Source organism: Methylobacterium sp. E-025, from assembly GCF_022829705.1.
Taxonomy (GTDB): domain Bacteria; phylum Pseudomonadota; class Alphaproteobacteria; order Rhizobiales; family Beijerinckiaceae; genus Methylobacterium.
This window is the reverse complement of sequence record NZ_JAKSYR010000195.1, coordinates 36,131-61,285: the sequence shown is the minus strand read 5'-3', so window position 1 is coordinate 61,285 and position 25,155 is coordinate 36,131. Positions and strand designations below refer to the sequence as shown.

The window sequence follows — 25,155 nt, the reverse complement described above, 5'->3', positions numbered from 1 at the left end:
GACTATATCCGTTCATATAAAGGCCTGGTGTTCGTTGTGAAGATCGTAAAAGCTTGGATCATCAGAGTCTGAGCAACGACGGACAACATCACGCCCGGCTCACCGTGGGAGACTGGTTACATCGAAAGCTTCAACGCCCGGCTTCGCGACGAATTCCTGAACAGTGCGATTTTCTACACACTAAGGGCAGCGCAGGTCGTCATCGAAAGCTGGCGACGTCTCTACTACGGCGTGCGCCCGCATGCCTCGCTGGGATACCGGCCGCCGGCACCGGAGGTGTTCGTGCCAGCCTTCTCCGCTTGGCCGGCTGCGCTCGCCCGACCAGCTCCGCCGGCCAAGCTGCCCGTGGCGGAGCGGCCCACCGTGCACTAACTTTGCCCCTGGATCACCTCGTGGGGGCCGATCAGGTCCGAGTGAGCCGCCGGCGTACTCATCGTCGGCGCAGCTGCGGGCGCTGTTGCGGGTGCCGCGTTCGCTTGGCGGGACCGCTGCCACATCGCATCGACTTCGCGTTTCTCGCGCTCTTCAGCCTCGCGCTTGGCTTGCTCGGCGTTCTGATCGAACGGCTTCTGAGCCGGCTGGGCGACCTGAAAGCCGGGTTTCGGGTGTTGTGCGGCCGCAGCACGTTCGGCGGCTTCCGAGGTGCGGCGCGCGAGTTCGGGACCGATCCGCTTTTGTATGGCCCGCACGAGGTCCTGGAGGTAGGGCCCTTGGAAAAAGGCCTCGCCGTACCCTGGATAGTAGACTTGGTCGTGGGCCGCGATCATCGCGTCGACTTCGTCGGCACATTGGCGCATCGGCTGGGCGAGAGCGGCCCGAAACTGGCCGGGCTTCGTCCCGCCCTCGATGCCGGGCTCGTTCAGGGTCTCACGTGCGATGCAGTCGGTCGCCTCCCTGACCGACGGCAGGACAAACCGCCTGCGCCGTGGATCGTCCTGAACACCTTGTGCGACCGCTGCCTCGAAGCTGCTTAGCAGAACCAGAGCCGTGACGATCCCGACGCGCATTCTTGCCTCACGCCACCGCGGCCTGGCGGGCGAGTTCGCTCGCCCGCTCGAACCGAGCCCGCGCGGAGGCTTCGATGCGAGACAACCCGAGCCGCTGGCCGATCAACCTGGCGCGCTCGGCTTCTGAGGCGTTGGACGGCAGGGTCATCGCAATCCCGACGAGTTCCGGCATCGGTGTTTCGGTGTGACTGCGGATGGCTGCGCTGGCTGGCCGGTGAGGATAGCTCGTGCGGGGCTCCTCGCCACGCGGCCAGAGGACAGGCCGTCCGTCATCCTCGGTTCGGGCGACCGAGGCATCAATCCGGTCCGCGATCGCCTCCCGGACGAGCGGGCCGACCCGCTGGATGTCGTGCGCCCGAGCGATGCGCTTGATGAGCAGCTCCTCGTAGATCGGCCCTTCCACGGCGAGGACGTGGTCGACCATGGCGCTGAGCGCCTGCCGGTAGGAGGCATCGTAGAAACGACCGGGTTCGACCGAGCGGCCGAGATCGTTCAGATCCGCGATCTTATAAGCCCGAACGTCATCGCGGACCTCCGGCTTCGGGGCCGGCGGTGTGACCGGCACGACCTGGTCCGCGTAGAGACGCTGCGAAATGGCGTCGGTGACGGGCTCCTGGTCGTTTGCCGGCTCGCTCGGCACCTTATCGACGGGTGGGGTGACCTCGGGCTCCCCCGTCGGCTCGTCATGCTCTCGTTCGACCGCCTCGGGTTCGACAGCGACATCGCTAGGCGCTGCTGCTGCAGCCTTGGCGCGATCGGCTTCAAGGTCCGCGATCAGGCGCTGATCGAGCTTGGCGAGTGCGCCCTCGGCGTCCATCCACCACTCGGTGCTCCACACCCGGCGAATGCGCCAGCCGAGATCGGTCAGAACGTGCTCGCGTAGGCGATCGCGGTCCCGGGCCGTGGCCGAGCTGTGGTAGGTCGCGCCATCGCATTCGACGCCGGCAAGGTAGCGTCCCGGAGCGTCGGGATGGACGATGCCAAGGTCGATCCGGAAGCCGGAGACGCCGATCTGCGTATGGACAGTCCAGCCCCTGGCTTCGAGCCCCGCCATCACCGCGGCCTCGAACGGGGATTCGACGTCGCCGCCGGTCGGCGCGAAAGCCTCGGCCAGCGCCCGCGCGCCACGGTCGGCGAATTCGAGGAAGTGCTTGAAGTCTCGGACGCCTCGCGCCCGCGTGCGGCTGAGATCGATCTGCTCCGGCCTCATCGAGGCGAACACGACGAGTTCGCGCCGGGCGCGGGTGATCGCGACGTTCAGGCGGCGGTGTCCGCCATCCTTGTTGAGCGACGATACCGTGCTCACCGGACGCCCGGTCTGATCCGGACCGACCGCGACCGAGAAGATGATGACGTCGCGCTCGTCGCCCTGCACGTTCTCGAGGTTCTTCACGAACACGGGCTCATGCCAGCGGTCCTTATCGAAGAACGGCTCCAATTCGGGATAGGACCGCCGCTGCTCGTCGAGGAGGTTCTCGATCAGGCGCTGCTGCTCGCCATTGAACGTGACGACACCGAGCGAGCGACGCTCCTCGGCGAAGCTCGGATCGCGCAAGCGACGCACGATGTCGGCGACCACGGCGCGAGCCTCAGGTCGGTTCACGCGGCCCGATCCACGCTCGTAGACCCCATCCGGCACGAGGGTGAGCCGGACAGCCCGGTCGTCGGTCACGGGGGACGGGAAGGTTACGAGCCGGCCGCCGTAGTAGCGGCTGTTTGAGAAGGCGATCAGGCTTTCGTGGCGGCTGCGATAGTGCCAGTCGAGGTTCCGCCGGGGGATGTTCGCGGCGAGGCATTCGTCGAGGATGAACTCCTGGTCCGTAACGTCGCTGCCATCCTCGATGTCGTCGACGCCGCGGTCTCCAACGTTCGTCGGCGGCAGCTGCTCAGGGTCGCCGACGATAACGACCTGCTTGGCTCGAGCGAGCGCACCGATGGCATCCCACGGCGAGATCTGCGAGGCCTCGTCGAAGATGACAACGTCGAACGGCTCTTTATCGGGCGGCAGGTACTGCGCGATCGAGAGCGGGCTCATCATCACGCAGGGGGTGAGCTTGGTCAGCGCCGTCGGCATCCGGCCGAACAGCTTTCGCAGCGGCATGTGCGCCGTCTTCTTCGTCAGCTCGTGCGAGAGCGTGCCCCATTCCGGGTCGGCCCCAAAGGCGGTCGCCCCTGGGATGCCGCCGCCGAGGCGCGAGCGGACGACCTGCTTGGAGAGTTCGGTGACCCGATCGTCGGCGGCGCGGAAGCGCTGGATCGCATCCTCGTGCCGCTCTGGTAGGAAGCGCCGCAGCACCGGGTCGTGGCTGACGACGCGGTCGATCCACCAACGCGCATAGGCGGCCTCAAAGGCCGCTTCCGCGCGGTTAGAGGCGACGCGGCCGTCTTCCAGGGCGTCGATCAGCGGCGTGAGACCGGTCTGACGTGCATTCTGGGCGGCGGCTTGCCAGGCGCACCACCCCTGGGCGCGTCCCAGCCCTGACGACCAGCGTCGGACGAGAGCGAGGCTCTGTTCGATCCAGTCGGCGTCGGCGGCCAACGGCTCCTCTGGATCGGCGCGATCCGCCAGGAGGCCGAGCGTTTTCATCGCCTCGTTCGCCCGGCCTCGATCCTGCGCGAAGGCGGCGTAGCTTTGCGCGATGCGTCCGCCCTCGGCCAGCGCACGACCCTGACGCTCAACGAGATGCACCAGATGATCGCGTAGGCCATCGATCCCGAGGGACAGCGGCCCCAGGATGTCGAGCAGTTGCTCGACCTTCTCGGCCCAAGTGATCGCCGGCGCGAATTCGGACGCCGCGCAGTCCGGATTGCTCCACGGTAGCCCGAGCCGGGCGAGGAGCAACTCCTCCAGGCATCCGGTTTTGACGTGCTTGGCGACCTCGATCAGCCCCGTGAGAGCCGGCCCAAGATCGGGGGGCAGCGGCCCCTCGGCGTAGGGCTGGACCTGCGCCGCAACGCGTCTTTGCTTGCCGCCCTTTGTCAGGAAGTTCGACCCCTGTGCGGCGACCCACTCGGCCAGCAGCGCGCTTAGATTCTGATCGAGGATGCCCGGTCCGTAGCGACCGGTGAGCCGGCCGAGTAGCTGGGCCTTTGTGGCCTGAATGCGCTCGCGCGCGGCGACGGCCCGGCGCAGGTCGCCGGCCCCGTCGGCCAGGAAGGCGACCCCGCAACGGGCTTCCGACCGCACAAGGTAGTTGCCGAGCACCATGAGCCCGCGCGTTCCGGCGTAGGTCGCGAGCAGGGTGGGTAGGCCGACCGCCTCGGCGAAGGTCTGCCCGCTGACACGAAGCGCACCGAGCGTCTGTTCTACGGCTCGGATCGCGGTGCCCATGTCGTCGCGCCAGACCGGCGACCACTGGGTGGCCTCGACGCCCTGGAGCGGGTGATCCACCAGCGATCCGACGGACGCGAGGACGGGGCGAAGCTCTCGGCAGGCCGTGCGCAGGTTGGCAAGCGTCGTCTCGTTGTGGGCGAGGTGATCCGGCCACGTGAGAACGAGCGGAGGCGCGCCGCCGCCGGCCGCGATCACACGCCCGAAGGCCTCATAGGCGGAAAGCCCGTTCTCGCGTCGTCGATGGAGGGCGTTCACTAGGCCGTTCAGTTCCTCGCGCAGGCTCGCGAGGTCGCTCGTCGCAGCGTCCCAGGTGCCCTGTGACGGTGTCGAGCGCTCGTGCCAGGCCCGGCGCAGCTGGCCGAGGACGGCCGATTTCTGGGCTTTGGTCGAGTGGACCTCGAGGCAATAGTCGCCGAGGCCGATCTCCTGCAGGCGGCGCTGCACGACCTCCAGGGCGGCGGTCTTTTGCGAGACGAACAGCACGGTGCGCCCCTGGGCGAGGCACTGGGCGATCATGTTGCCGATGGTCTGGCGCTTGCCGGTCCCGGGCGGCCCGAACAGCACGAAGTCCTTGCCACCGGCGGCGGCGAGGACCGCCGAGAGCTGAGAGGAATCGGCTGACAGCGGCGCAAACACGGTCTCGGGCGGGTGCTCCCGATCGAGGCGTGTCGGTTCCGGGAAAGGCGTGCCGTCGCCGTAGGAGTGTTTGGGCGTGTCGATGAGATGGCGGACAATGGGGTTGCGCTTGAGCACCTCCGCCCGGTCGACCAAGTCCTTCCACATCAGGTACTTGGTGAAGGAGAAGGCCGAGAGGACCACGTCCGGCACCACCTCCCAGCCGCGCAGTTCCTTCACGTGCTGGCGGACGATCCGGAAGATACCGTCGACGTCGTACCCGGACCCATCCCGAGGAAGGTCCCCCTCCAACTCCGGCATCCGAAGCTTGAAGTCTTCGCGCAGCATCTCGAGCAGGGTCGGGTTGATCCGCACCTCGTCGTCGTGGAGGGCAAGCTTGAAGCCGGCCCGCACGCTCGAGCGCTTGAGGGTGACGGGGACCAGGAGCAGCGGCGCGCGATAGGCGGCCTCACCCTCCTTCTTCGTCCATGACAGGAAGCCCACGGCCAGGAACAGGATGTTGGCCCCGCCCTCCTCGAAGCCGTTGCGGGCGAGCCGGTAGAGATCAAGCAGGCGACGGTCGAGATCGGCCTCGGTCGAGGTCGTGTAGATTTCCTTCCGCTCGAGCGCCGCCTCCAGATAGCTGCGGCGGCCATCGTCGTGATGACGACGCGCGTAGAGGTCTGCGCTGCGCTCATCCGATCCGGTCAGCACGTCCGAGAGCGGCTTCAGGCGATACTCGGTGCCTGCCGCGAGGCCATCTTCTAGCGAACCGGGCGAAGCGCATTCGAGGCTGACGGACCCTTTGCCCGGCTTGAAGTTCAGCAGCTTGTTGCGAAGCGTCAGGTCGAGAAGCTTGCGCTTCCAGCGTTCCACGCGGCCGATCGGCGTTTCGGGAGCTTCGTCGACCGGCGCGCGCGCTTCCTCGTCGAAGCTCGGCGGTGCAGACAGCGTCTGGTTCAGCGGGATCGTCGGCGCAGGCGCGATGCCGGTCGGCTTTCCGTCGCCGAGATCCATCGGACGGATCCCGCGCCGACGGCAGCGCCGGACGTCGATGGCGATTTCCAGCGCCGCGGGGGCCTCGTCCTCGACCTGGACGCCGCCCTGGGTGGTCGCGACTTTGAAAGTCGCCGGCGGATCCGGCGTGAGCAGGGTCGTCTCGACGAAGACGAGATCCTGCAAATCACGCCGCTTGCGGAGCAACTGCATATCGTCGACGCTCGCGCTGGCGAAGTCGTCGTCCTGCAGCCAGACGCCGACGAAGGCATGGCCGGCCGTGAGCACCAGCACCGGGTTCAGCCCAGCCTGCTCGAGGCAGGCGGCGTAGAGCAGCGAGAGATCGAGGCAGGTCCCGACCTTGCGCTCCATCACGTCGCCCGGGCCGCGCACCTTCTGCCCGGCCCGCTCGAAGCTTGCCGGCGGCAGAACGTAGGCGATCCGGCGGTCCGCGATCGCCGCCCAGATCGCCTCGGCCAACTCCCAGGCGCGGGACTTCTTGCCGGTCGTGTAGCCGTTCAGGCCGGTCTCGCGCCCCGCATCGCCGAGCTTCGTCGCAGCATCGCGCAGGACAACGTCGACGGCGGGGTCGTTGGGACGGACGAAGGCCGCGAGCAATTCGGGCGCGCTTCGGCCACCACCCCAATGCGAAGGCGGCAGGACCCGAAGCTCTTCGAGATGCCGGGCTTTCTCGCCGGTCGCATCCTCGACGATGACCGTCAGTTCAAGACGGCTTGCCTCGGTGAAGTTGGCGAGCAAAGCCGCATCGAGCCGAACGTCCGGCAATTCGATGTGGTGGTTCGATCCCGCTGGAATGCGATCGATGCGGAGGGTGAGCGGCTGGACGACAGCGGGCCGGCTTTCGATCCGCACGCGGACATCGGAAAGCTCCTGCTCGGAGATGTTCTCGACCACCACCTCGCGGATCACCGGGACCGCATTCTCGTGGTACGCGAGACTGACGTGCTCCGTGACCGAGCACGTGATTTGGATACCGTCCTGCACGGCTTCCCCCTTGTCCTGAGCTGGACTGTATGGAGACAGCCTCAAGTAGCGCAAGGCCGCCGACTCGCGGCGTACTAACCTCAATCAAGCACCTTAGGATTCTCGCTTGGCGGATGCTTGGACGAATTCACCAACCCGTGGCTTCAGTCGCTCCCCTACCAGGGCGGAGCGGACCCCTTCCTGAGAGGTGACTGTCGAACGCTATGGCAGCGCGGATGTAGCCCTGAGGCTTACCGACCTATTGTCAGAATTGTCGGCCTTGTCAGTCCAGGGTGCGACGTGTCCGATCGGTTGAGGCGTTCTGTCTGTGCCCTCCTCCTGACAATAGCGCCAATTGCGACACACGCTGCGCACCGAACGCGGGACAAGCATCGGAGGTTGTCCCTATGTTTGCCCGACCCTGGGAGGCGAATTTGATGCAGCGACTGTCCCTATTCCTCGCGGCCGGCCTGATGGCGTACAGTTTTACAGGGGCAGCGGCCGAGCCAGTGGGCGATGGCGTCGCTGATCTCGGCAGCTACGCCGCCCGCGTCGAGGTCCATCCGATCGCCAGCCTGACGCTGACCGACCGGCAGTTCTTGACTGGATCATCGGACGGCGCAAAGCCGGTGACGGTCACAGGTGTTCTGCGCATCGCCAAACCGGGCGCGGACCGTCTGCCGACCGTCATTCTGATGCATGGCTCGGGGGGCCTCAGCGGCAACATCGAGTTCTGGCAGCGGGCTCTTGGCTCGCGGGGAATTTCGACCTTCGCCCTCGACGGCTTCACCGGTCGTGGGCTGACGTCGGTCAACACCGATCAGAGCCTGCTGTCTCGCACGAACCTAATCCTCGATATCTACCGGGCGCTTGGCGTTCTAGCGAAGCACCCCCGGGTCGACCCGGCGCGGGTCGCGGTGATGGGGTTCTCGCGCGGCGGGCAGGCCGCACTCTATGCCAGCCTCAAGCGCTTCGACGCGAACTGGAACCGCTCCGGTATCACGCCGGCCGTGTTCCTGCCGGTCTACCCGGACTGTTCAATCCGCTTCCAAGATGACACCGCGGTCGCCGCCCGCCCGATCCGGATGTTCGGAGGCAGCGGCGACGATTACAACCCGGCGGCGTCCTGCGCTGCCTACATGGAGCGGTTAAAGGCGGCGGGGTCTGACGTCAGCCTTACCGTGTTTCCAGGGGCGCAGCACGTCTACGACAACCCCGCGGGCCCGGCCCAGCCAACGGTAGCCAAGGGCGCGCAGACGGTTCGAGCTTGCTCGCTCCATGAGGATGCAGACGGGGCGATCGTCGAGGGGCCGAAGGACACGCCGTTCACGTATGCAGATCCGTGCGTGCAGCGGGATCCGCATATCGGGTCGGACGAGGCCGCCCGTGTCGCGACCCTCAAGGGCGTGACGGACGCCCTTGAGGCGGCTTTCGGAGGGCGCTGAGGCCCCTCCCGGCGTCATGCAGCGTCGCGAATCTGCTCCGCGGCCCGATCGATCGCATCGACGACCTCGCGCGGCGCGAGTTGCTGGATCATGTGGCCCATTCCAGGGACGACGACGAGTTCGCTGTTCGGCAGTTCGCTGTGCAACCGTTTCGATTGCCGATCGACGTCGGCGATCTGATCGTCGCCGCCGACGATGATCACCACCGGGAGCGTGAGGTCGCGGTAGTGCTTCTCGAGCTCGAACGTCACCGGCGTCATCAGCGCAGCGTCCTCTGCCGAGGCGCGCAGCTGCAACGGGCGCAGCATCATCGCCTTCGGGAATTCGCGGTCGAAGCGCTCCGTAACGTCCGCCGGCGCGAACATTGCCTTGATCAGGGCGGGCTGCATGAGCCGCCCAAGTACGGGCGACACCGTATGGCGCATCAGGTCACCGATGCCGGGGACCGCAACCGGTGACGTGAGCAGCACGTCGGCGCGCAGCGTCGGGTAGTAGTACCCGGAGGCCAGCACGAGGCTGCGGACGAGTTGCGGAGCCTGAAGTGCCAGGGCGACCGCCACCAGCGCACCCCACGAGTGTCCGAGCACGACGGCCTGCGAGACGCCGAGCTGCTGGAGCGCCTTCTGGAACAGTGTGGCGTGGGCGCGTGGCGTCCAGAGGCCGCGTGGGCGATCGCTGTAGCCGTAGCCGGGTCGGTCGATGATGATCACCCGATACCGCTCGGCGAGGTCGTCGACGATGCCGCTGACCAAAAAGTCCTGGATCATCATGCCGTTGCCGTGGATCAGCACGAGAGCCGGTCCGCGGCCGCGCTCGACATAGTGCAGCCGCACCCCATCGACGGTGAGAAACGCGCCGATCGGTGGGGTCTCGTGCTCGGCGTCCCGCGTCTTCGCGGCCGTATAGAGCGCCGAGGCGGCGAGCGCGGCCGCGGACCCGATCAGCGTCGGTGCGAGCCAGCGGCTTGTGGTGGAATGGCGTGTCATGCGGAGATCCTGTTGGATTGCGGGACATGCTCCACGATCGGCTGGATCGCTCCGAAGGCATGCGGTGAGGACCCCGTCGGCACGGGGTCGTTGCGCGGCTCTACGGCAGTGCGCCGATCATGCCTTTGGCTTCGGTCATCGTTTCTTCGCACGCACGCTGATGGCCCTGGCGATCCTCTGCGACCGTCCGCTCGAGGAGGTGTCGGGCATCCGCGACGTGCGCCGACGTGGAGATCATCGTGGCATCGCTGGGTTCGCCAGCCGGGGCGGCGGCCAGCGCCTTCGGCGAGTGGTTGCTGCGGAGGGCATGGCCGTCCTGTAGTCCGGCGATATGGACGGCACCGGCGCTATCGAGACGGCGTTCGATCGTTCCGATCTGCTCGGCGCAGGAACTGGCGTGAGCCGGAAGCTGGGTAAGGCCGAGTAGAACGGCCGAAGCCGCCCGGGAAAGTTCGAGGCGCATGGGGAGATCCTGTGGGCTGCCGGGCAGCGGTCGGCATCGCAACACGGGCCGCGCGCAACGCGAGCGTTGCCGGGCTCAGGCGTCCCCGTTCGGAGTGGAGCACCGTTCAAATTATTGCGATGCAATACGATAACGGCCGATCGGACCGAATGATCCTCTCTGGCCGAAGAAACCTTCGAGGCGGATCATGCCGTGGCGGAGGGCGCACGCCGCCTGAACCGGAGCGCGATGCATCAAGCGCGCAAGAGACCGCAGATTGGATTGACGGCATCGATACCAGCTATCGACGAGATCTGTTTGCTCCATGGTGCAGTGCAGCGCAGTGTACGGTCATAGGCCGGGGCGGACCCCGGCGATCAAGGGGAAAATGATCATGACCATGCGCGCCTTCGTTCTCGCCGCGCTCGCCGTCGTTCCGGCTTTCGGTTCGGCCATGGCCGGCGAGCGCATCGACTTCACGCCGCCGCTCTACCGCGAGCAGGCGCGTCCGACCGCGTCCGTCCGGCCGGCGACCGAGATCACGACCACGCCGAGCTTGGTGCGGGCGTCGTCGGAGGCCTCCCGCCGCATCGTCGAAGCCACCGCCCGCTGAGATGTGATCGAACGGGATCGCTCGGATGAGTGTTTGTTGGGGCATCCTGTTTCGGAGATCCGCTATGCGCGCGCTCACCATCGCTTCCGTTCTCGCCCTGACCGCCGTCGCCGGCCTCGGAGAGGCCGAGGCCAAGGGTTGCATCAAGGGGGTGCCCTGGTTGGCGGTCTCGCCGGCCACGTGGTCGGCCACGGCATCGCCGGGGCGGCCGCTGGTTGTGCGGTCGGTCGTCACCAGGCCAACAAAGCGTCGACCACGAACACGGTGCCGACCTCGACTGGCTCGGCCGCTACGACGACAACGACCTCTCGCTCGTACTGATTGCCTCCTGACGCCTCGTACATTGGAAAGGGCCTCGGCTTATCGCCGAGGCCCTTTCGTTTGGGCGACCGCAACAAGCTATCGTCAGAACTGTCGGTTGTAGCGGATAATGACCCCGATACGAGCGCCCTATCCTGGCGCGCATCCGCTGGAGGCAAGCAGTCAAACGAGCGAATTGGGAGGGTTGAGAAAACGCTGATTTATCAACGGCGCTGCTGTTCGCCGGACAAATTATGCTGCGATAGAGGTCAGAAACGCAGCCAAAAGGCACAATTTATGGTGTGCGTTACGGGTCGATTGGCGGAGAGGGGGGGATTCGAACCCCCGATGGGCTTGCACCCATGCCGCATTTCGAGTGCGGTACAATCAACCGCTCTGCCACCTCTCCGCGAGGTGCCTCGTCGAGACCGGCGGTGCCTAGCATGAAGCACCGCCGGATCACAAGCCGGAATGCGATCTTTCGATCGTCGTCGCCGGCGAAGGTCGCCATGCGCCTCAGGCTTTCGCGGCGAGCGCCGCCGCGACGACCTGGGCGAAGGCGACCGGGTCGCGCGGGGTGTCGCCGTCCTGGATGCGGGCGAGGTCGAGGAGGGTGCCGGCGGCCGGGGCGACGGCGTCCTCCGGGCCTTCGGCCAGCGCGCGGATCAGCGGGTGGCGCGGGTTGATCTCCAGGATCGGCTTGCCGCCGCCGGCGGCGCGGCCCGCCCGGCGCAGCAGGCGCTGCATCTGGAGGTCGGGGCCGCTGCCGCCGGCGGCCAGCACCACCGCGCTGTCGACGAGGCGGTCGGTGGCGCGCACGTCCGAGACGTCCTCGGACAAGGCCGCCTTGATCTTCGCGACGAGGCCCTCGATCCCGGCCGGGGGCTCGGCAGCCTCGCCGTCGCCGGCGAACTTCGAGAGGTCGAGGGCGCCCTGCGTCACCGAGCGCAGCGGCTTCTCCTCGAAGCGCGCGAGCTGCTCGGGCCAGAACGCGTCGACGTGGTCGGAGAGCAGCAGCACCTCAAGCCCGCGGGCGCGGAAGCCTTCGAGCTGGGGCGAGCGCGCGAGGGCGTCGGCGTCGTCGGCGACGAGGTAGTAGATCGCCTCCTGGCCGTCCTTCATCCGAGCGACGTAGTCGGCGAGCCCGGTCCAGCCCTCGACCGCGGAGGACTTGAAGCGCAGCAGCGGCGCGATCTCGGCCCGGCGCTCGTGGTCCTCGTAGATGCCCTCCTTCACCACCGGACCGAAATTCTCCCAAAAGGCCTGGTAGCCCTCGGCGTCCTTGGCCCGGCTCGTCAGCTCGGAGAGCACCCGGCCGGTGACGGCGCGGCGGATCTTGGCCAGCGCCGGCGTGGTCTGCAGCATCTCGCGCGAGACGTTGAGCGGCAGGTCCTCGGTGTCGACCACGCCCTGCACGAAGCGCAGCCAGGACGGCAGCAGCTTGGCGTCGTCGGTGATGAACATGCGCCGGACATGCAGGCGAACCTTGCTCTCGCGCTCGCCCTCGACCGCCTGGAACGGCTTCATCCCGGGCACGAACAGCAGCGCCGAGAACTCGAGCGCGCCCTCGGCGCGCCAGTGCAGCGTCGCCCACGGCTTGTCGAAGTTCATCCCGACCGAGCGGTAGAACTCCTCGTACTGCTCCGGCGTGATCTCGGATTTCGGCTTGCGCCAGAGCGCGGTGCCCTGGTTGGCCGATTCCTCCTTGCCGTCCTCGACGATGGCGATCGGCACGGTGATGAAGTCGGCCCATTTGCGCACGAGATGGTCGAGCCGGTAGCTCTCCAGGTACTCGTCGGCGTCCTCCTTCAGGTGCATCACGATCGTGGTGCCGGGTTCCTCGCGGGTCGCCGGCTCGAGCGTGTAGCTGCCCTGGCCCTCCGAGGCCCAGGTCCAGGCCTCGTCGGTGCCCGCGCGGCGCGAGGTGACGGTGACCCGGTCGGCGACCATGAAGGCCGAGTAGAAGCCGACGCCGAACTGGCCGATCAGGCTCGGCTTCTCGTCGGGCTTGGCCTCCGCCAGCGTCTGCGAGAAGGCCCGCGTGCCCGAGCGCGCGATGGTGCCGAGGTTGGAGGCGAGGTCCTCCTTGCTCATGCCGATGCCGGCATCCGAGACCGTGAGCGTGCGCGCCGGCTTGTCGGGGGTGATCCGCACCTTCGCGTCGGCGGGCAGCGCGCTCGCCGCCGAGGTCAGCGCCTCGAACCGGCGGCGATCCATCGCGTCGGCGGCGTTGGCCACCAGTTCCCGCAGGAAGATCTCGCGGTCGGAATAGAGGGCGTGGACCACGAGATCCAGCAGCCGCCCGACTTCGGCACCGAATTCGTGCCGCTCCACCGTCTCGCTCACGTTCGTCGCTCCACTTCACAAGGCGCCGCCGGACGAAGTGGACGTCGGTTCGTCGTCGGGCAGCGCATCAGGACAGGTCCGCGCGGCGCCCGATCCCGCAGGACCCGGGGCGCGGATGCGGTGGCGATATGCCGTCGCGGCCCCGCGAATTCAATGCTGTCGGCCCCCCGCGAACCGCGCGGGCGGCGCACGATTTTTGCGTATCCCGCGCCGATCCGGCCTATCGATGCCGCACGGTCCGCGGGCCACGCCGTCCGGGGACGATTCGGGACCGACCACCACGCCATGAGCGGGCGCCAGCACATCATCCCGATCCGCCGGGACTACAACCGCCTCGTCGCCGACGAGACGCTGGAGGATTACGCGCTGCGCTTCACCGCCAAGAAGGCGCGGCGCTGGTCCGCGTTCCAGGTGGCGCAGACGGCGCTCGGCTCGCTCTCGTTCCTGGCGCTGGAGGCGATCGGCGGCACGCTTGTCCTGGCCACCGGCTTCCCCAACACGCTGGCCGCCGTCCTCGTCGTCGGCGTGCTGATCTTCGCCACCGCCGCGCCGATCACGATCTACGCCGCCCGCTACGGCGTCGACATGGACCTGCTCACCCGCGGGGCCGGCTTCGGCTATCTCGGCTCGACCGTGACCTCGCTGATCTATGCGAGCTTCACGTTCCTGTTCTTCGCCATCGAAGCCGCGATCATGGCCTTGGCGCTGCAGCTCTGCTTCGGCCTGCCGCTGTGGATCGGCTATCTCGCCTGCGCCGCGATCGTGATCCCGCTCGTCGTCTACGGCATCCGCCTGATCAGCCGGTTCCAGATCGGGACCCAACCCTTGTGGATCGGCCTCAACCTGCTACCGCTGGCCTGCATCGCCTGGAAGGGCGACGCGCCGCTCGCGGCGCTGCTTGCCTTCCCCGGCCTCGCCCCGGGCGCGGGCACCGGGCTCGACGCGGCCCGCTTCGGCCTCGCCGTCGGCGTGCTGCTGGCGCTGCTGGCGCAGGTCGGCGAGCAGGTCGACTTCCTGCGCTTCGTGCCGGAGGCGAAGGGGCGGCAGGCGGGGCGGATCGACCGGCGCTGGTGGGCGGCGGTGCTGGCGGCCGGCGCCGGCTGGATCGTGCCGGGGATGCTCAAGATCCTGCTCGGCGCCTTCCTCGCGGTGCTGGCGATGACGCACGGCGTCGCGCCGGAGAACGCCGCCGAGCCCACGCGGATGTACGCGGTCGCCTTCGGCTACGTCACGCCCTCGCGGGAGGCCGCGCTGCTCCTGATGACCGGCTTCGTCGTGGTCTCGCAGCTCAAGATCAACCTGACCAACGCCTATGCCGGCTCGATCGCGTGGTCGAACTTCTTCTCGCGGCTCACCCACAGCCATCCCGGCCGCGTCGTGTGGCTGGTGTTCAACGTCGCCATCGCGCTGCTCTTGATGGAGCTCGGCATCGACAAGACCATCGCCAGCACGCTGCCGCTCTACGCGGTCGTGGTCTCGGCCTGGGTCGGGGCGCTGGCGTCGGATCTCGCGGTCAACAAGCCGCTCGGCCTGTCGCCGCCCGGCATCGAGTTCAAGCGCGCGCACCTCTACGCCGTCAACCCGGTGGGCACCGGGGCGATGACGCTGGCGCTGCTCGCCGGCTACCTCGCCCATGCCGGCCTGCTCGGGCACGCCCTGCAACCGTTCGCGCCGCTGCTGGCGCTCGGCGTCGCGTTCGCGGCGGCGCCGCTGATCGCCTGGGGGACGGGCGGGCGCTACTACCTCGCCCGGACGCCGAAGGCCGACTGGGGGGACTGCGAGATCGTCTGCCGGGTCTGCGAGCTGCCGTTCGAGGGCGAGGACATGGCCCATTGCCCGGCCTATGACGGGCCGATCTGCTCGCTGTGCTGCTCGCTCGACGCCCGCTGCGGAGACCTGTGCAAGCCGCACGGCAAGCTGGAGGCGCAGGCGCAAGGCGCGCTCGGCCGGATCGTGCCGGCACGCACCGCGGCCTGGATCGGCGCGCCGCTCGGGCGCTACCTCGCGCTGATGCTGACGCTGGTCGCCGTGGTCGGCCTGATCCTCGGCATCGTCCATGCCGGGGCGACGCTGGAGCATCCCGAGCACCGCGCGGCGTTGCGGGCGGCGCTGACTAGCGTGTTCTTCATCCTGATCGTCATCCTCGGCGTCGTCGCCTGGCTGTTCGTGCTGGCCCACGAGAGCCGCCGCGTCGCGCAGGCCGAGACCCGGCGCCAGACCGCGCTGCTCGAGGCCGAGATCGAGGCGCACAAGGTCACCGACGCCAAGCTCCAGGCGGCCAAGGAGACGGCGGAAGCCGCCAACCTCGCCAAGAGCCGCTACGTCGTCGGCATCAGCCACGAGCTGCGCACGCCGCTCAGCGCGGTGCTCGGCTACGCCCAGCTGCTCGAAGGCGACGTCGCGATCCCGCCCGCGCGCCAGAACGGCATCCGGGTGATCCGGCGCAGCGCGCAGCACCTGTCGGGCCTGATCGACGGCCTCCTCGACATCTCGCGGATGGAGGCGGGCCGCCTGCAGATCCACCGCGACGAGATCCGCATCGCCGACGTGCTCGACCAGATCGTCGACATGGTGCGGCTGCAGGCGCAGGCCGCGGGCCTCGACTTCCGCTTCACCCGGCCCGAGATCCTGCCCGCGGTGGTCGCCACCGACGAGAAGCGCCTGCGGCAGGTGCTGCTCAACCTGCTCTCGAACGCGATCAAGTTCACGCAGAGCGGCCACGTCGCGCTCGACCTCAGCTACCGCAGCCAGGTGGCGGTGTTCACGATCCGCGACACCGGGCCCGGCATCCCCGAGGCCGACCTCGAGCGGATCTTCGAGCCGTTCGAGCGCGGCGCGACGCCGGCCGCCGCCGGCACGCCGGGGACCGGGCTCGGGCTCACCATCGCCAACCTGCTGGCGCAGGTGATGGGCGGCGAGATCTCGGTGACGAGCGAGCTCGGCCGCGGCACCGCCTTCCGCTTCCGCCTGATGCTGGCCTCGGTCTCGCGCCCCGCGCCGACGCCGCTTCCGCTGGCCGTCCCGGCCCGGGCCTACGGCGGCGCCCGGCGGACGGTGCTGGTCGCCGACGACGATGCCGGCCACCGCGCGCTGATGCGCGAGATCCTCGAGCCGGAGGGCCTCGTCGTGATCGAGGCCGCCGACGGGGCGGCATGCCTCGCCGCGGCGCAGGCGGATCGGCCCGACCTGCTGCTCCTCGACATCGCGATGCCGGGGCTCTCGGGCTGGGCGGTCGCCAAGCGGCTGCGCGAGACCGGGTTTTCCGGGCGGATCGCGATGATGTCGGCCAACGTCCACGAGATCAGCCCGATCCGCGGCGACGACGCCCCGCACGACGCGATCATCGCGAAGCCCTTCGACCTGCGCGACTTCCTCGAGCGGATCACGCAGCTGCTCGGCCTGGAATGGACGGGCACGCAGGAACCCGAGCCCGAGCCGCCGCCGGCCCCGGGCACGCCGCCGCCGGAGGCGACCGCCGGGCCGTCGCCGGAGCAGGTCGGCGACCTGCTGCGCCTCGGCCGGATCGGTCACATCCGCGGCATCGAGGCCAAGCTCGCCGAGATGGCGCAGGATGCGCGCGTGCCGGGCGCCTTCGTGGCGGAGATGCGCGGCCTCGTGGCGGATTTCGACATGCGGCGCTACCTGCGCATCCTCCAGGAGATGTCCGAGCAGGCCGTGGAGCGGACGGTGGATCGGGAAGGCCTCGCCTCGGATGCCTGAGCCGCAGCGCGACATCGTCCTCGTCGTCGACGATTCCCCCGACACCCTGAGCTTCCTCACCGAGGCGATCGAGCGCTCCGGGGCCACCGTGCTCGTGGCGGTGGCGGGCGACCTCGCCCTGGCGCTGGTCGACGAGATCACCCCCGACGTGATCCTGCTCGACGCGATGATGCCGGGCATGGACGGGTTCGAGACCTGCCGCCGCCTCAAGGCGAAGCCGCAGGTCGCGCACGTGCCGGTGATCTTCATGACCGGGCTCACCGAGACCGAGCACATCGTGAAGGGGTTGGGCGCCGGCGGCGTCGACTACGTGACCAAGCCGATCGCGCCGGACGAGATCCTCGCCCGCATCCGCGTCCACCTGGCGAGCGCCCGCGCCGCCCAGAGCGCGCGTGCGGCCCTCGACACCGCGGGCCGCACGCTGTTCGCCGTGGACGCGGCCGGCGCGGTGGCCTGGTGCACGCCGCAGGCCGCGCGCCTGCTCGCCGACCTCGCGGCCGATCCCGGCGCGTCGCTCGCCCTGCCGGCGACGAGCCGCGCCTGGCTGCGCGACGCCCTGGACGGCGGCGCGGCGGCGCCCTTGAGCCTGCGCGACCGCGAGGGCCGCGCCCACGTCCTCAGCTTCATCGGCCGGACCGGCGACGAGATCCTGCTGCGCCTCTCGCGCGACGACACCGCCGCGGGCCTGGACCGCCTGCGCGATCGGCTTCGCGTCACCGGCCGCGAGGCGGAGGTGCTGCTCTGGCTCTCGCGCGGCAAGTCGAGCCGCGACATCGGCGAGATCCTGGGGCTGAGCCCGCGCACGGTGACGAAGCACCTGGAGGGCATCTACGCCAAGCTCGGCGTCGAGAACCGCACCGCCGCCTCGGTAATCGCGGCGCGGCACCTGCAGGATCTGGGGTGAGCGACGCGGCGGCGACGTGAGACATTCGAAGCAGCATCACCGCTTCGAGGCGGCCGCCCGTCCCCGAACGCAAAGGAACAAGGCCACCTCCGTGAGCGCCCGCGCCTGCGCCGCGGGATCGGGTCGGCCGTGCCGCGGGTGCGCCGCGTCGCGGGGCCGCCTCACCGCTGCCGCCGGCGGGATGTGGACGAACAGCACCGGGCAGGGCTCGGCCAGGGCGCGGAAGTAGCTGGCGTTGCAGAGGTAGCGCCCGGCATCGCGCGAGCGCCCCGCCGCCAGCCCGTGCCGGCGCATGATCGCAAGAGCCTGGGGCGCGACGAAGGCACGGCGGGCCGGCGGCCCGTCCGGATCGAGGGTGAGGTGGGCGGACGGGCGCCCCGACGCATCGGGGTAGAACCGGCTCGCCCGGTTGCAGGCCCGCGCCTCCACGCGGATGCGCTTGGCCCGCGAGGCGACGCCGAGCATCAGCACCGCCGCGGGCGCCTGCGCCAGCGTCGGCACGAGCTGCGTGCCGATCGCGTCGTAGGTGGTGTCCAGCACCCGCACCCGCAGGGCGCGACCGAGGGCCGACCTGAGGCGGCTCGACCTTTCGAGGCGGCGCGCCAGCGCCGCGCTCGGGTTGCGCGGCATGCCGGGAAACGGGCCGAACCCGGTGATCAGAAGAACCGGCGATCCGCTGGAAGCCGCCAGGCTCAAAGCCCGATCAGCTCGGCGATGGCGGCCGCGCCCGCGGCCGGCGAGGCTTCGCCCTGCGCGACGCGGCCTTCCGCCTCCGCCGTCTGCTTGCGCACCTCCGGCGTGCCGACGAGGCGCTGGTGCAGGCGCTCGTGGACGAGCGCCCACATCCACTTCACGTCCTGCTCGCGGCGCTTCCTCGCGATCTCGCCGGTGGCGGTGAGCTTCTGGCGGTGGTCGACGACGCGGTCCCACATCGCGTCGAGGCGCAGGTTGTGGAAGCCCGAGATGGTGACCACCGGCGGCGTCCAGGTGGCGGAGGCCGGCGTCAGGATGTGGAGCGCCGCGCGGTACTCGCCGGCCGCGGCGTTGGCGCGCCGCTCCGCCTCGCCGTCGTCGGCCTTGTTGACCGCGATCATGTCGGCGAGCTCGAGGATGCCCTTCTTGATGCCCTGCAGCTCGTCGCCGGCACCCGGCAGCATCAGCACCAGGAAGAAGTCGGTCAGGTCCGCAACCGCCGTCTCGGACTGGCCGACGCCCACCGTCTCGACCAGGATCACGTCGAACCCGGCCGCCTCGCACAGCAGCATGGTCTCGCGGGTCTTGGCCGCGACGCCGCCGAGCGTACCCGACGAGGGCGACGGACGGATGAAGGCGTTGGGATCGAGGGCGAGGCGGGCCATCCGGGTCTTGTCGCCGAGGATCGAGCCGCCGGTGCGCGTCGAGGACGGGTCGACCGCCAGCACCGCCACCTTGTGGCCGGCGGCCGTCAGGTTGGCGCCGAGCGCGTCGATCGTCGTCGACTTGCCGACCCCGGGCACCCCGGTGATGCCGACGCGGATCGCCTGCCCGGTCTGCGGCAGAACCGCGTCGATCAGGTCCCGCGCCAGCGCCCGGTGATCGGCCCGCTTCGACTCGGCGAGGGTGATGGCGCGGGCGAGCGCGGCCCGGTCGCCGGCGAGCAGCCGCGTGCGGAGCGCATCGATGTCGAGGGAAGGAGGCGTCATCCGCCCTTCATGCCGGGGCGGGCGGCGTTCGTCGAGGGGCACGGACCGGGTCGGCCCGCGCCGATCGCGATCCCGGCATCAGCGCCGCCGGTGCCGGACAGGACGGAGGCGGCGGTGGCCAGGCCGATCGCGCGACGCGCCGGTGACGACCTGGCGATCGAAAGGGTTTCGCGCTGTGAACACGGCGGGTCCTTTTCCGATCGTGAGGCACCCCCCTGCCCTAGACATCCCCCTGCCCTTCCGACCGCCGTACGCCGCCGCCGTTCAGGAGGAGGCTCCCGGCCGCCGCGCCGGATGCCCGCAATCCACCGGACGAACGGTCACGCTTACGCCCTGCCATGGTCATGATCCTGCGGCACAGGCTAGGTCTCGGAGCCGGACACATCGCCGTCTCCCCTCGTGCCGGACAGACCCGAGATCATGCTGCGCCAGCCTCCGACCCGCCGCGCCTTCGTCCGACTCGGTGCCCTCGGGGGGGCCGCCGTGCTGGCGCCGTCCCTCGGCGGCTGCGTCACGGACAGCCTCTCGACCGGGACGGTCGCGCTGCCCGAGAGGCAGTCGGCCCTCGACGTGATGCCGGTCCTGCTCGTCGCCACCACGCGCAAGCCCGTCGGCAGCCCGCCCAAGCCCCCCTACTTCAACGCCGAGCGCGGACGCGGCCTGAGCTTCGCCGAGGTGCGGCTGTCCCCGCCCGACCGGTCGCTGCTCGGCAAGGTCTCGTCGGTGATCTCCGGCGACTGGACCATCGGCGCGGTGCCGAAGGTCGAGACCGGCCCCGGCGCGGCCAACGCCTTCGCGGAGGCCGCCCTCGGCCGCGACGTGCTGATCTACGTCCACGGCTACCGCGAATCGTTCGAGTCGGCCGCCGTCAGCGCGGCCCGGCTCTCGGACGGCATCCGCTTCCGCGGCGTCTCCGGCCTGTTCACCTGGCCGTCGGCCGCCGCGACCTTCGATTACGGCTACGACCGCGAGAGCGCGCTGTGGTCGCGCGACGCGTTCGAGGACCTGCTGAAGGCCCTCGCGGCGACCCAGAGCGCGGGCAGGATCAACATCGTCGCCCACTCGATGGGCACGCTGCTGACGCTGGAGACCCTGCGGATGCTGCGCGCCGAGGCCGGCGACGCGGCGATGAGTCGGATCGGTGCCGTGGTGCTCGCCGCCCCCGACATCGACATCGACCTGTTCACGGGCAGCGTCGCCAAGCTCGGCGCGGACGTGCACAAGATCACGGTGATCTCGTCGACCAACGACCGCGCGCTCGAGCTCTCCGGCGCCATCGCCGGCGGCGTCGTGCGCGCCGGCGCCGCCGACCGCGACCGCCTGGAGGCGCTGGGCGTGCGCGTCGCCGACGCCTCGGATTACGGCGGCGGCCTGATCAACCACGACCTGTTCCTCTCGAACCCCGAGGTGCAGGGCGTGGTCAAGCGCGCGATCTCGCGCGGCGGCAGCGGGGCCTGAGCCCGGATCGTGATCCGGCCCCCGCGACCGCGGGGCGGCGGGCGTCCGCCGGGCCTCATGGGTCCCGACCCATACGACCAAGAATGAACGCTCCTCACCCCATCCGGGTCGTCATGGTCTGCGGCGGCAGCGGCTCCTCCGGCTCCTCGGCGGCCTCCGCGTCGAGGTGGTCGATCACCGCGACGGCGTCGGCCCAGACCCGGAAGCCGACCAGCGGGTTCGGGCCGAACGTGTGGGTCAGCGGCACGTCGGCGGCGTCGCGCCCGTAGGCGACCATCACCCGGCCGATGCGCGGCGCGTTGTTGCGCGGGTCGAACACGTGCCAGCGCCCGCCGAGATAGACCTCCATCCAGGCGCAGAAGTCGCCCGCCGGATGCGGCTCGGGCTCGCCGATGAAGCTGATGTAGCCGGTGCAGTACCGGGTCGGCAGGTTCAGCGCCCGGCAGAACGCCACCGCGAGATGGGTGAAGTCGCGGCAGACCCCACGCCCGCCCTGGTAGGCGTCGAGCGCGGTGCGGTCGCGGTGGGCGAACTCGTAGCCGAAGGCGAGGTGGGCGTGGACGAAGTCGCATACCGCCTGCACCCGGGCCCAGCCGGGCGGCACGTCGCCGAACAGCCGCCAGGCCTCCTCGGCGAGCAGGTCGGATTCGCAGTAGCGGCTCGGCAGCAGGAACAGCAGGGTCTCGGCCGGCAGGTCCTCGACGCGGTGCTGCTCGGCGTCCCGCTCGGCGGGATCGGGCAACCCGTCGTCGGCGACGACCCCGTCGGTGCCGATGGTGAACGCGCCGGCCGGCGCGATCAGGCGGCCGCACAGGTTGCCGAAGCTGTCCCGGTACGTCTCGACCGGCACCTCGGGATGGGTGACGATCGCATCGGGGGCCTCGAGGGCGTCGGCGCAGGAGGGATGCAGGTTGAGCATCACCACCATCGGCACGGGATAGGGGAAGGCGTAGCGCATCTCGCAGCCGAGCCTGATCCGCATCCGGGATGATCCTTCTTTCCTGGGCCGGCGCCGGCCACGCCATGCCGTCGCCGGGTCCAAGCAGGAGGCGGACCGCGGAGGGCTCGGACGGCGCGATAATTCGGGGTTGGCGGGTGTACCGTTCCCCCCTACAGCATCCCCGCGACCGGATTGAGAGCGGTGCGCGGAAGTTCCAAAGCTTTCTTGCGGCGCAGGCGCGAACGGCCCGGATGCGGGGCCTTCCGCAACCACGGTAACCAGAGGGAAGTCAGCGATGTTCACGCTCGAGATCGAGGGCAAAGCCGTGGCGGTCATCAACGGCGACGAGGAGACCGCGCGCGACCTCTTCACCTGCGACGGCTTCAAGGAAGACATCCAGAAGATGACGAGCGACGGCGCGCCGCTCTGGAACGGCACCTCGGAGCTCAAGATCCGCGCCGCCAGCGAGGACGAGATCGAGATCTTCGAGGACGCGCTGGCGGAGGACGACGGCGAGGGCGACTTCGAGGACGATCCGCGACACGCCGCCGCCAACGACGCCACCACCGAAGAGGGCGAGGGCGAGGACGACGAGGACGAAGCCGACATCGTCTTCCTCCTCGACATCGACGAGGCCGACGCCCTCGATTCGTGACGGGTTCGGGCGCGCTGGCCCGCCAGGCACCGGGCTGCCGGGCCCACTGAACGCTCCGGCGCCCAGCTTCACGTCCCCCCTCCCCCCTCCGCGGGGGGAGGGAGAGCGCTTCGGGCGCAGCGTTCCCTAGGCCGGGAGCCACTCCGTCACGCCCGCCGCGGAACGGAAATCCTCCAGCGCCCGCACCCGCGCGTCGGGGAGCGCCACGGCGGCCATCGTCGCGAGCGCGTGGCCGGGGCCGAGCTCGAGCACGGTGGTGGCGCCGTATTCCCGGCAGGCGTCGAGGCAGGCCGCCCAATCGATCGTGGTGGCGATCTGGCGCGCGAGCTTGTCGAGCCCGGCCGCGGCATCGAACACGGTGCTGCCGTCGAGCCCGCTGACCAGACGGGGCGCCGTGCGCGCCGGCTTGTCAGGAAGAGCCTCGCGCAGGGTTTTGCGGAAGCGGGCGGCGGCGTCCGCGAGGAGCGGGGTGTGCGACGGCGTCCGCACCGGAAGCAGCACCGCGCGCTGCGCGCCGGCCGCGAGGGCGTCGCGGCGGACGGCCTCCAATCCGCCGACCGCTCCGCCGATCACGACGCTGTCGGGCGCGTTCCGGATCGCGAGGTGGCAGCCCTGCGCGGTCGCCATCGCCGCGACCCGCGCCTGCGGCAGGCCGCGGATGCCGGCGAGGCCGTACCCCGAGCCGGAGGCCGCATCCATCGCCTCGGCTCGGGCCGCGGCGAGCGCCAGCACGGTCTCGGCCGAGAAGCGTCCGGCGCAGCCCCAGGCGGCCAAGTCGCCGATGCTGTAGCCGGCGACGATCCGGCGGCCGGGCGCCGCCTCCGAGACGAGGGTCCAGGCGGCGAGCGCCGCGACGCAGCACAGGATCTGCCCGGTGCGGTTCTCGTTCAGGGCGTCGCCGCCGGCGCGTGCGAGGTCGCGCGGGTCGGCCCCGAGCAGCGGCCGCGCCGCGGTGAACACGGCCTGCGCCGCCGGCAGGTCGGCGGTGAGATCGAACATTCCGGGATGCTGGGCGCCCTGCCCCGAGCAGAGGATCGCCAGCGTCATGGGCGCGGCGCCTCGATCGCGTCCACGAACAGCGTCATCGCCAGCAGGTCGGCCGCGCCGCCGGGGCTGAGGTTGCGCGCGACGAAGGCGCGGTGGAGGTCCTCCGCCGCGGCGCGCCAATCCGACCGGCCGACGCCGCCGGCCGTGATGAAGCCGGCGGCGGCGTCGCGGGCGAAGGCGTAGCCGGCCTCGCCGCCGCGATGCAGCAGGTTCGTGTCCTCCAAGGTGGCGATGAGCGCGAGGCAGGCCTCGACACGCGCCGCCTCCGGATCGTCCGGCCGCAGGCGCCGGCCGCGGTCGAGGGCCGGTAGGCCGACCCCGTAGAGGTGGGGGAAGCCGGAGGCCGCCTCGTGCGGCGCGCCGCCGACCCCGTGGCGGCGCCGGGCCTCGGCTCCGGGGGCGCGCAGCAGGACCGGGCCGTCGAGGATGGCGTCGCCGTAGCGTTGGCGGATCCGGCCGCCGAGCCCGCCGGCGGGGATCGTCTCGCCGGTGAACGACCCGGCGGCCGCGCAGAGCAGCCCGAGGCCGAAGATCGCGCCGCGATGGGTGTTCACGCCCCCGGTCGCCGCGCGCATCGCCGCCTCGGCCGCGATGCCGATGCGGCGCAGCGCCGGCATCGTCGCCTCCTGGGCGCCGGCGGCCGCGAGGTCGGCGAGGTAGGGCTCGATCACCGCCGTGCTCGCTGCGAAGGTGGCGGCGTCCATGTCGGCATGGCTGCCGCTGTCGACGCGGCTGACGAGGCCGGGCTTGGGGTAGGTGTCGAGCTCGAGCCGCAACGCGGTTGCCGCCACGGCCGCGATGCGCCTGGCGCGCTCGGCGTCCCGCAGAGGCAGGCTCGGGCTCTTGGATCGTGCGGCTGTCGTCATGGCCTCTCGGCTTAGGGGACGGGGAAGGAGCGCCATCGGCTGGTGCCGCCCTCTATCGCCGCCGCGCCCGAATCCGGCAACCGCCACCGGCGCGACGGAAGATGCCGATGAACCTTGGCCCCGTCCGGTCGTTGCCGGTCCGATCCCCGCCCGCGTTCGGAGTAGCCCGCGATGCCCGATCTGAACAAAACCGCCGACGCCAAATTGCCCGTCGATCCCAAGAAGTCCGTCGACGCGAAGTCGATCGTCGACGCCCTCGTCAAGGCGCGCGGCGGAGCCCTGGCTGGCGCGGCCCTGGGCGGCCTCGCGCTGATCGGCGGCCTCGCCTTCCGGGCGCTGCGCGGCGGCAAGCCGGACGAGGCGCAGACGGCGGCGTTCCAGGACGTGCCGGAAGACGAGGCGCGCCTGATGCTGCGCGCGATGGTGGCGGCGACCGTGGCCGACGGCCTGGTCGACGCGGCCGAGCGGCGCCGGCTCGACGAGGCCGTCGCGGCGGCCGGCATCGATCGCGACGGGCGCGCCTGGCTCGAGCGCGAGCTCGCCAACCCGGCCGAGATCGACGAGATCGCCGACGCGGTCGACGATTCCGACGCCGCCGCCCGGATCTACGCCGCCGCGGCCCTGGCGATCGACCTCGACACGATGCAGGAGCGCCAGTTCCTCAAGATGCTGGCCGAGGCGCTCGACGTGCCGGCCGAGGCCGCGGCCCGCGTCGAGCGTGAACTCTCGGCCTGATCGTCGCGCCGCCGCACCTTCCGGTTGATGCCGGCGGGCGCGGCGGTGCTAGGTTCCGGCTGCGGCGCCACGGAAGACGG

General features: G+C 70.2%; 17 protein-coding genes, 1 tRNA gene and 2 pseudogenes. 9 read left to right on the top strand and 11 right to left on the bottom strand.

Going from position 1 to position 25,155, the window contains the following annotated elements:
• Nucleotides 1–372: pseudogene (locus tag MKK64_RS27430) on the top strand (integrase core domain-containing protein); the annotation flags it as partial.
• Here the strand turns inward: MKK64_RS27430 and MKK64_RS27425 are convergent.
• Together MKK64_RS27425 and MKK64_RS27420 are read right to left on the bottom strand one after the other, a co-directional pair.
• A complete protein-coding gene (locus MKK64_RS27425; protein WP_243938896.1) occupies nucleotides 369–1,007 on the bottom strand; it encodes a hypothetical protein in 639 nt (212 codons plus the stop codon). The pseudogene MKK64_RS27430 and the gene MKK64_RS27425 overlap by 4 nt on opposite strands.
• A gap of 7 nt (nucleotides 1,008–1,014) precedes the next feature.
• Nucleotides 1,015–6,957 carry a DUF3320 domain-containing protein gene (locus tag MKK64_RS27420; protein ID WP_243938894.1) on the bottom strand — a complete coding sequence of 1,981 codons (5,943 nt, stop codon included), beginning with the start codon at nucleotides 6,955–6,957 and terminating at the stop codon, nucleotides 1,015–1,017.
• Nucleotides 6,958–7,373: 416 nt separating this feature from the next.
• Here MKK64_RS27420 and MKK64_RS27415 point away from each other — a divergent pair, with 416 nt between their 5' ends.
• Nucleotides 7,374–8,381, top strand: coding sequence for a dienelactone hydrolase family protein (locus MKK64_RS27415; RefSeq protein WP_243938892.1), 1,008 nt, complete (start codon nucleotides 7,374–7,376; stop codon nucleotides 8,379–8,381).
• 14 nt (nucleotides 8,382–8,395) lie between these two features.
• On the opposite strand, the gene MKK64_RS27410 is transcribed toward MKK64_RS27415, so the two are convergent.
• Nucleotides 8,396–9,367, bottom strand: coding sequence for an alpha/beta fold hydrolase (locus MKK64_RS27410; RefSeq protein WP_243938890.1), 972 nt, complete (start codon nucleotides 9,365–9,367; stop codon nucleotides 8,396–8,398).
• Between the two features lie 100 nt (nucleotides 9,368–9,467).
• A complete protein-coding gene (locus MKK64_RS27405) occupies nucleotides 9,468–9,830 on the bottom strand; it encodes a hypothetical protein (protein ID WP_243938888.1) in 363 nt (120 codons plus the stop codon).
• 373 nt (nucleotides 9,831–10,203) lie between these two features.
• Between MKK64_RS27405 and MKK64_RS27400 the strand changes: the two genes are divergently transcribed.
• On the top strand, nucleotides 10,204–10,422 hold the full coding sequence (locus MKK64_RS27400; RefSeq protein ID WP_243938886.1) for a hypothetical protein: 219 nt from the start codon (nucleotides 10,204–10,206) through the stop codon (nucleotides 10,420–10,422).
• Between the two features lie 64 nt (nucleotides 10,423–10,486).
• Nucleotides 10,487–10,743, top strand: a pseudogene (locus MKK64_RS27395) (hypothetical protein).
• Between the two features lie 298 nt (nucleotides 10,744–11,041).
• Here MKK64_RS27395 and MKK64_RS27390 read toward each other — a convergent pair.
• Nucleotides 11,042–11,131 (bottom strand) — tRNA-Ser (locus MKK64_RS27390).
• 107 nt (nucleotides 11,132–11,238) lie between these two features.
• Nucleotides 11,239–13,068 (bottom strand): molecular chaperone HtpG, encoded by a 1,830-nt coding sequence (htpG, locus tag MKK64_RS27385; RefSeq protein WP_243938884.1) that lies wholly within the window; start codon nucleotides 13,066–13,068, stop codon nucleotides 11,239–11,241.
• Between the two features lie 285 nt (nucleotides 13,069–13,353).
• On the opposite strand from htpG, the gene MKK64_RS27380 reads away from it, so the two are divergent.
• A complete protein-coding gene (locus MKK64_RS27380; RefSeq protein ID WP_243938882.1) occupies nucleotides 13,354–16,788 on the top strand; it encodes an ATP-binding protein in 3,435 nt (1,144 codons plus the stop codon).
• On the top strand, nucleotides 16,781–17,692 hold the full coding sequence (locus MKK64_RS27375; protein ID WP_243934987.1) for a response regulator transcription factor: 912 nt from the start codon (nucleotides 16,781–16,783) through the stop codon (nucleotides 17,690–17,692). The genes MKK64_RS27380 and MKK64_RS27375 overlap by 8 nt, the downstream gene beginning before the upstream one ends.
• A 36-nt stretch (nucleotides 17,693–17,728) precedes the next feature.
• Here the strand turns inward: MKK64_RS27375 and MKK64_RS27370 are convergent, their stop codons facing one another.
• Both MKK64_RS27370 and meaB read right to left on the bottom strand, forming a co-directional pair.
• Nucleotides 17,729–18,388: a peptidase C15 gene (locus MKK64_RS27370; protein WP_243938880.1), complete on the bottom strand. Its 660-nt coding sequence runs from the start codon at nucleotides 18,386–18,388 to the stop codon at nucleotides 17,729–17,731.
• Nucleotides 18,385–19,374, bottom strand: a complete 990-nt coding sequence (gene meaB / locus MKK64_RS27365; RefSeq protein ID WP_147843398.1) for a methylmalonyl Co-A mutase-associated GTPase MeaB — start codon at nucleotides 19,372–19,374, stop codon at nucleotides 18,385–18,387. The genes MKK64_RS27370 and meaB overlap by 4 nt, the downstream gene beginning before the upstream one ends.
• A 420-nt stretch (nucleotides 19,375–19,794) precedes the next feature.
• On the opposite strand from meaB, the gene MKK64_RS27360 reads away from it, so the two are divergent.
• On the top strand, nucleotides 19,795–20,832 hold the full coding sequence (locus tag MKK64_RS27360) for an alpha/beta hydrolase (protein ID WP_243938878.1): 1,038 nt from the start codon (nucleotides 19,795–19,797) through the stop codon (nucleotides 20,830–20,832).
• Nucleotides 20,833–20,926: 94 nt separating this feature from the next.
• On the opposite strand, the gene MKK64_RS27355 is transcribed toward MKK64_RS27360, so the two are convergent.
• Nucleotides 20,927–21,814 (bottom strand): transglutaminase-like domain-containing protein, encoded by an 888-nt coding sequence (locus MKK64_RS27355; protein ID WP_147843400.1) that lies wholly within the window; start codon nucleotides 21,812–21,814, stop codon nucleotides 20,927–20,929.
• 253 nt (nucleotides 21,815–22,067) lie between these two features.
• Between MKK64_RS27355 and MKK64_RS27350 the strand changes: the two genes are divergently transcribed.
• Nucleotides 22,068–22,427, top strand: coding sequence for a hypothetical protein (locus tag MKK64_RS27350; protein ID WP_243938876.1), 360 nt, complete (start codon nucleotides 22,068–22,070; stop codon nucleotides 22,425–22,427).
• Nucleotides 22,428–22,553: 126 nt separating this feature from the next.
• Here MKK64_RS27350 and MKK64_RS27345 read toward each other — a convergent pair whose 3' ends face one another.
• Together MKK64_RS27345 and mdcB are read right to left on the bottom strand one after the other, a co-directional pair.
• The gene (locus MKK64_RS27345; RefSeq protein WP_243938874.1) at nucleotides 22,554–23,474 is read right to left on the bottom strand and encodes an acyltransferase domain-containing protein; all 921 of its coding nucleotides are present in this window, start codon (nucleotides 23,472–23,474) and stop codon (nucleotides 22,554–22,556) included.
• Nucleotides 23,471–24,340 carry a triphosphoribosyl-dephospho-CoA synthase MdcB gene (gene mdcB / locus MKK64_RS27340; protein ID WP_243938872.1) on the bottom strand — a complete coding sequence of 290 codons (870 nt, stop codon included), beginning with the start codon at nucleotides 24,338–24,340 and terminating at the stop codon, nucleotides 23,471–23,473. Before mdcB ends, MKK64_RS27345 begins: the two co-directional genes overlap by 4 nt.
• Before the next feature lie 171 nt (nucleotides 24,341–24,511).
• Between mdcB and MKK64_RS27335 the strand changes: the two genes are divergently transcribed.
• On the top strand, nucleotides 24,512–25,075 hold the full coding sequence (locus MKK64_RS27335; RefSeq protein ID WP_147843403.1) for a DUF533 domain-containing protein: 564 nt from the start codon (nucleotides 24,512–24,514) through the stop codon (nucleotides 25,073–25,075).
• The last annotated feature ends 80 nt before the right edge of the window (nucleotides 25,076–25,155 follow it).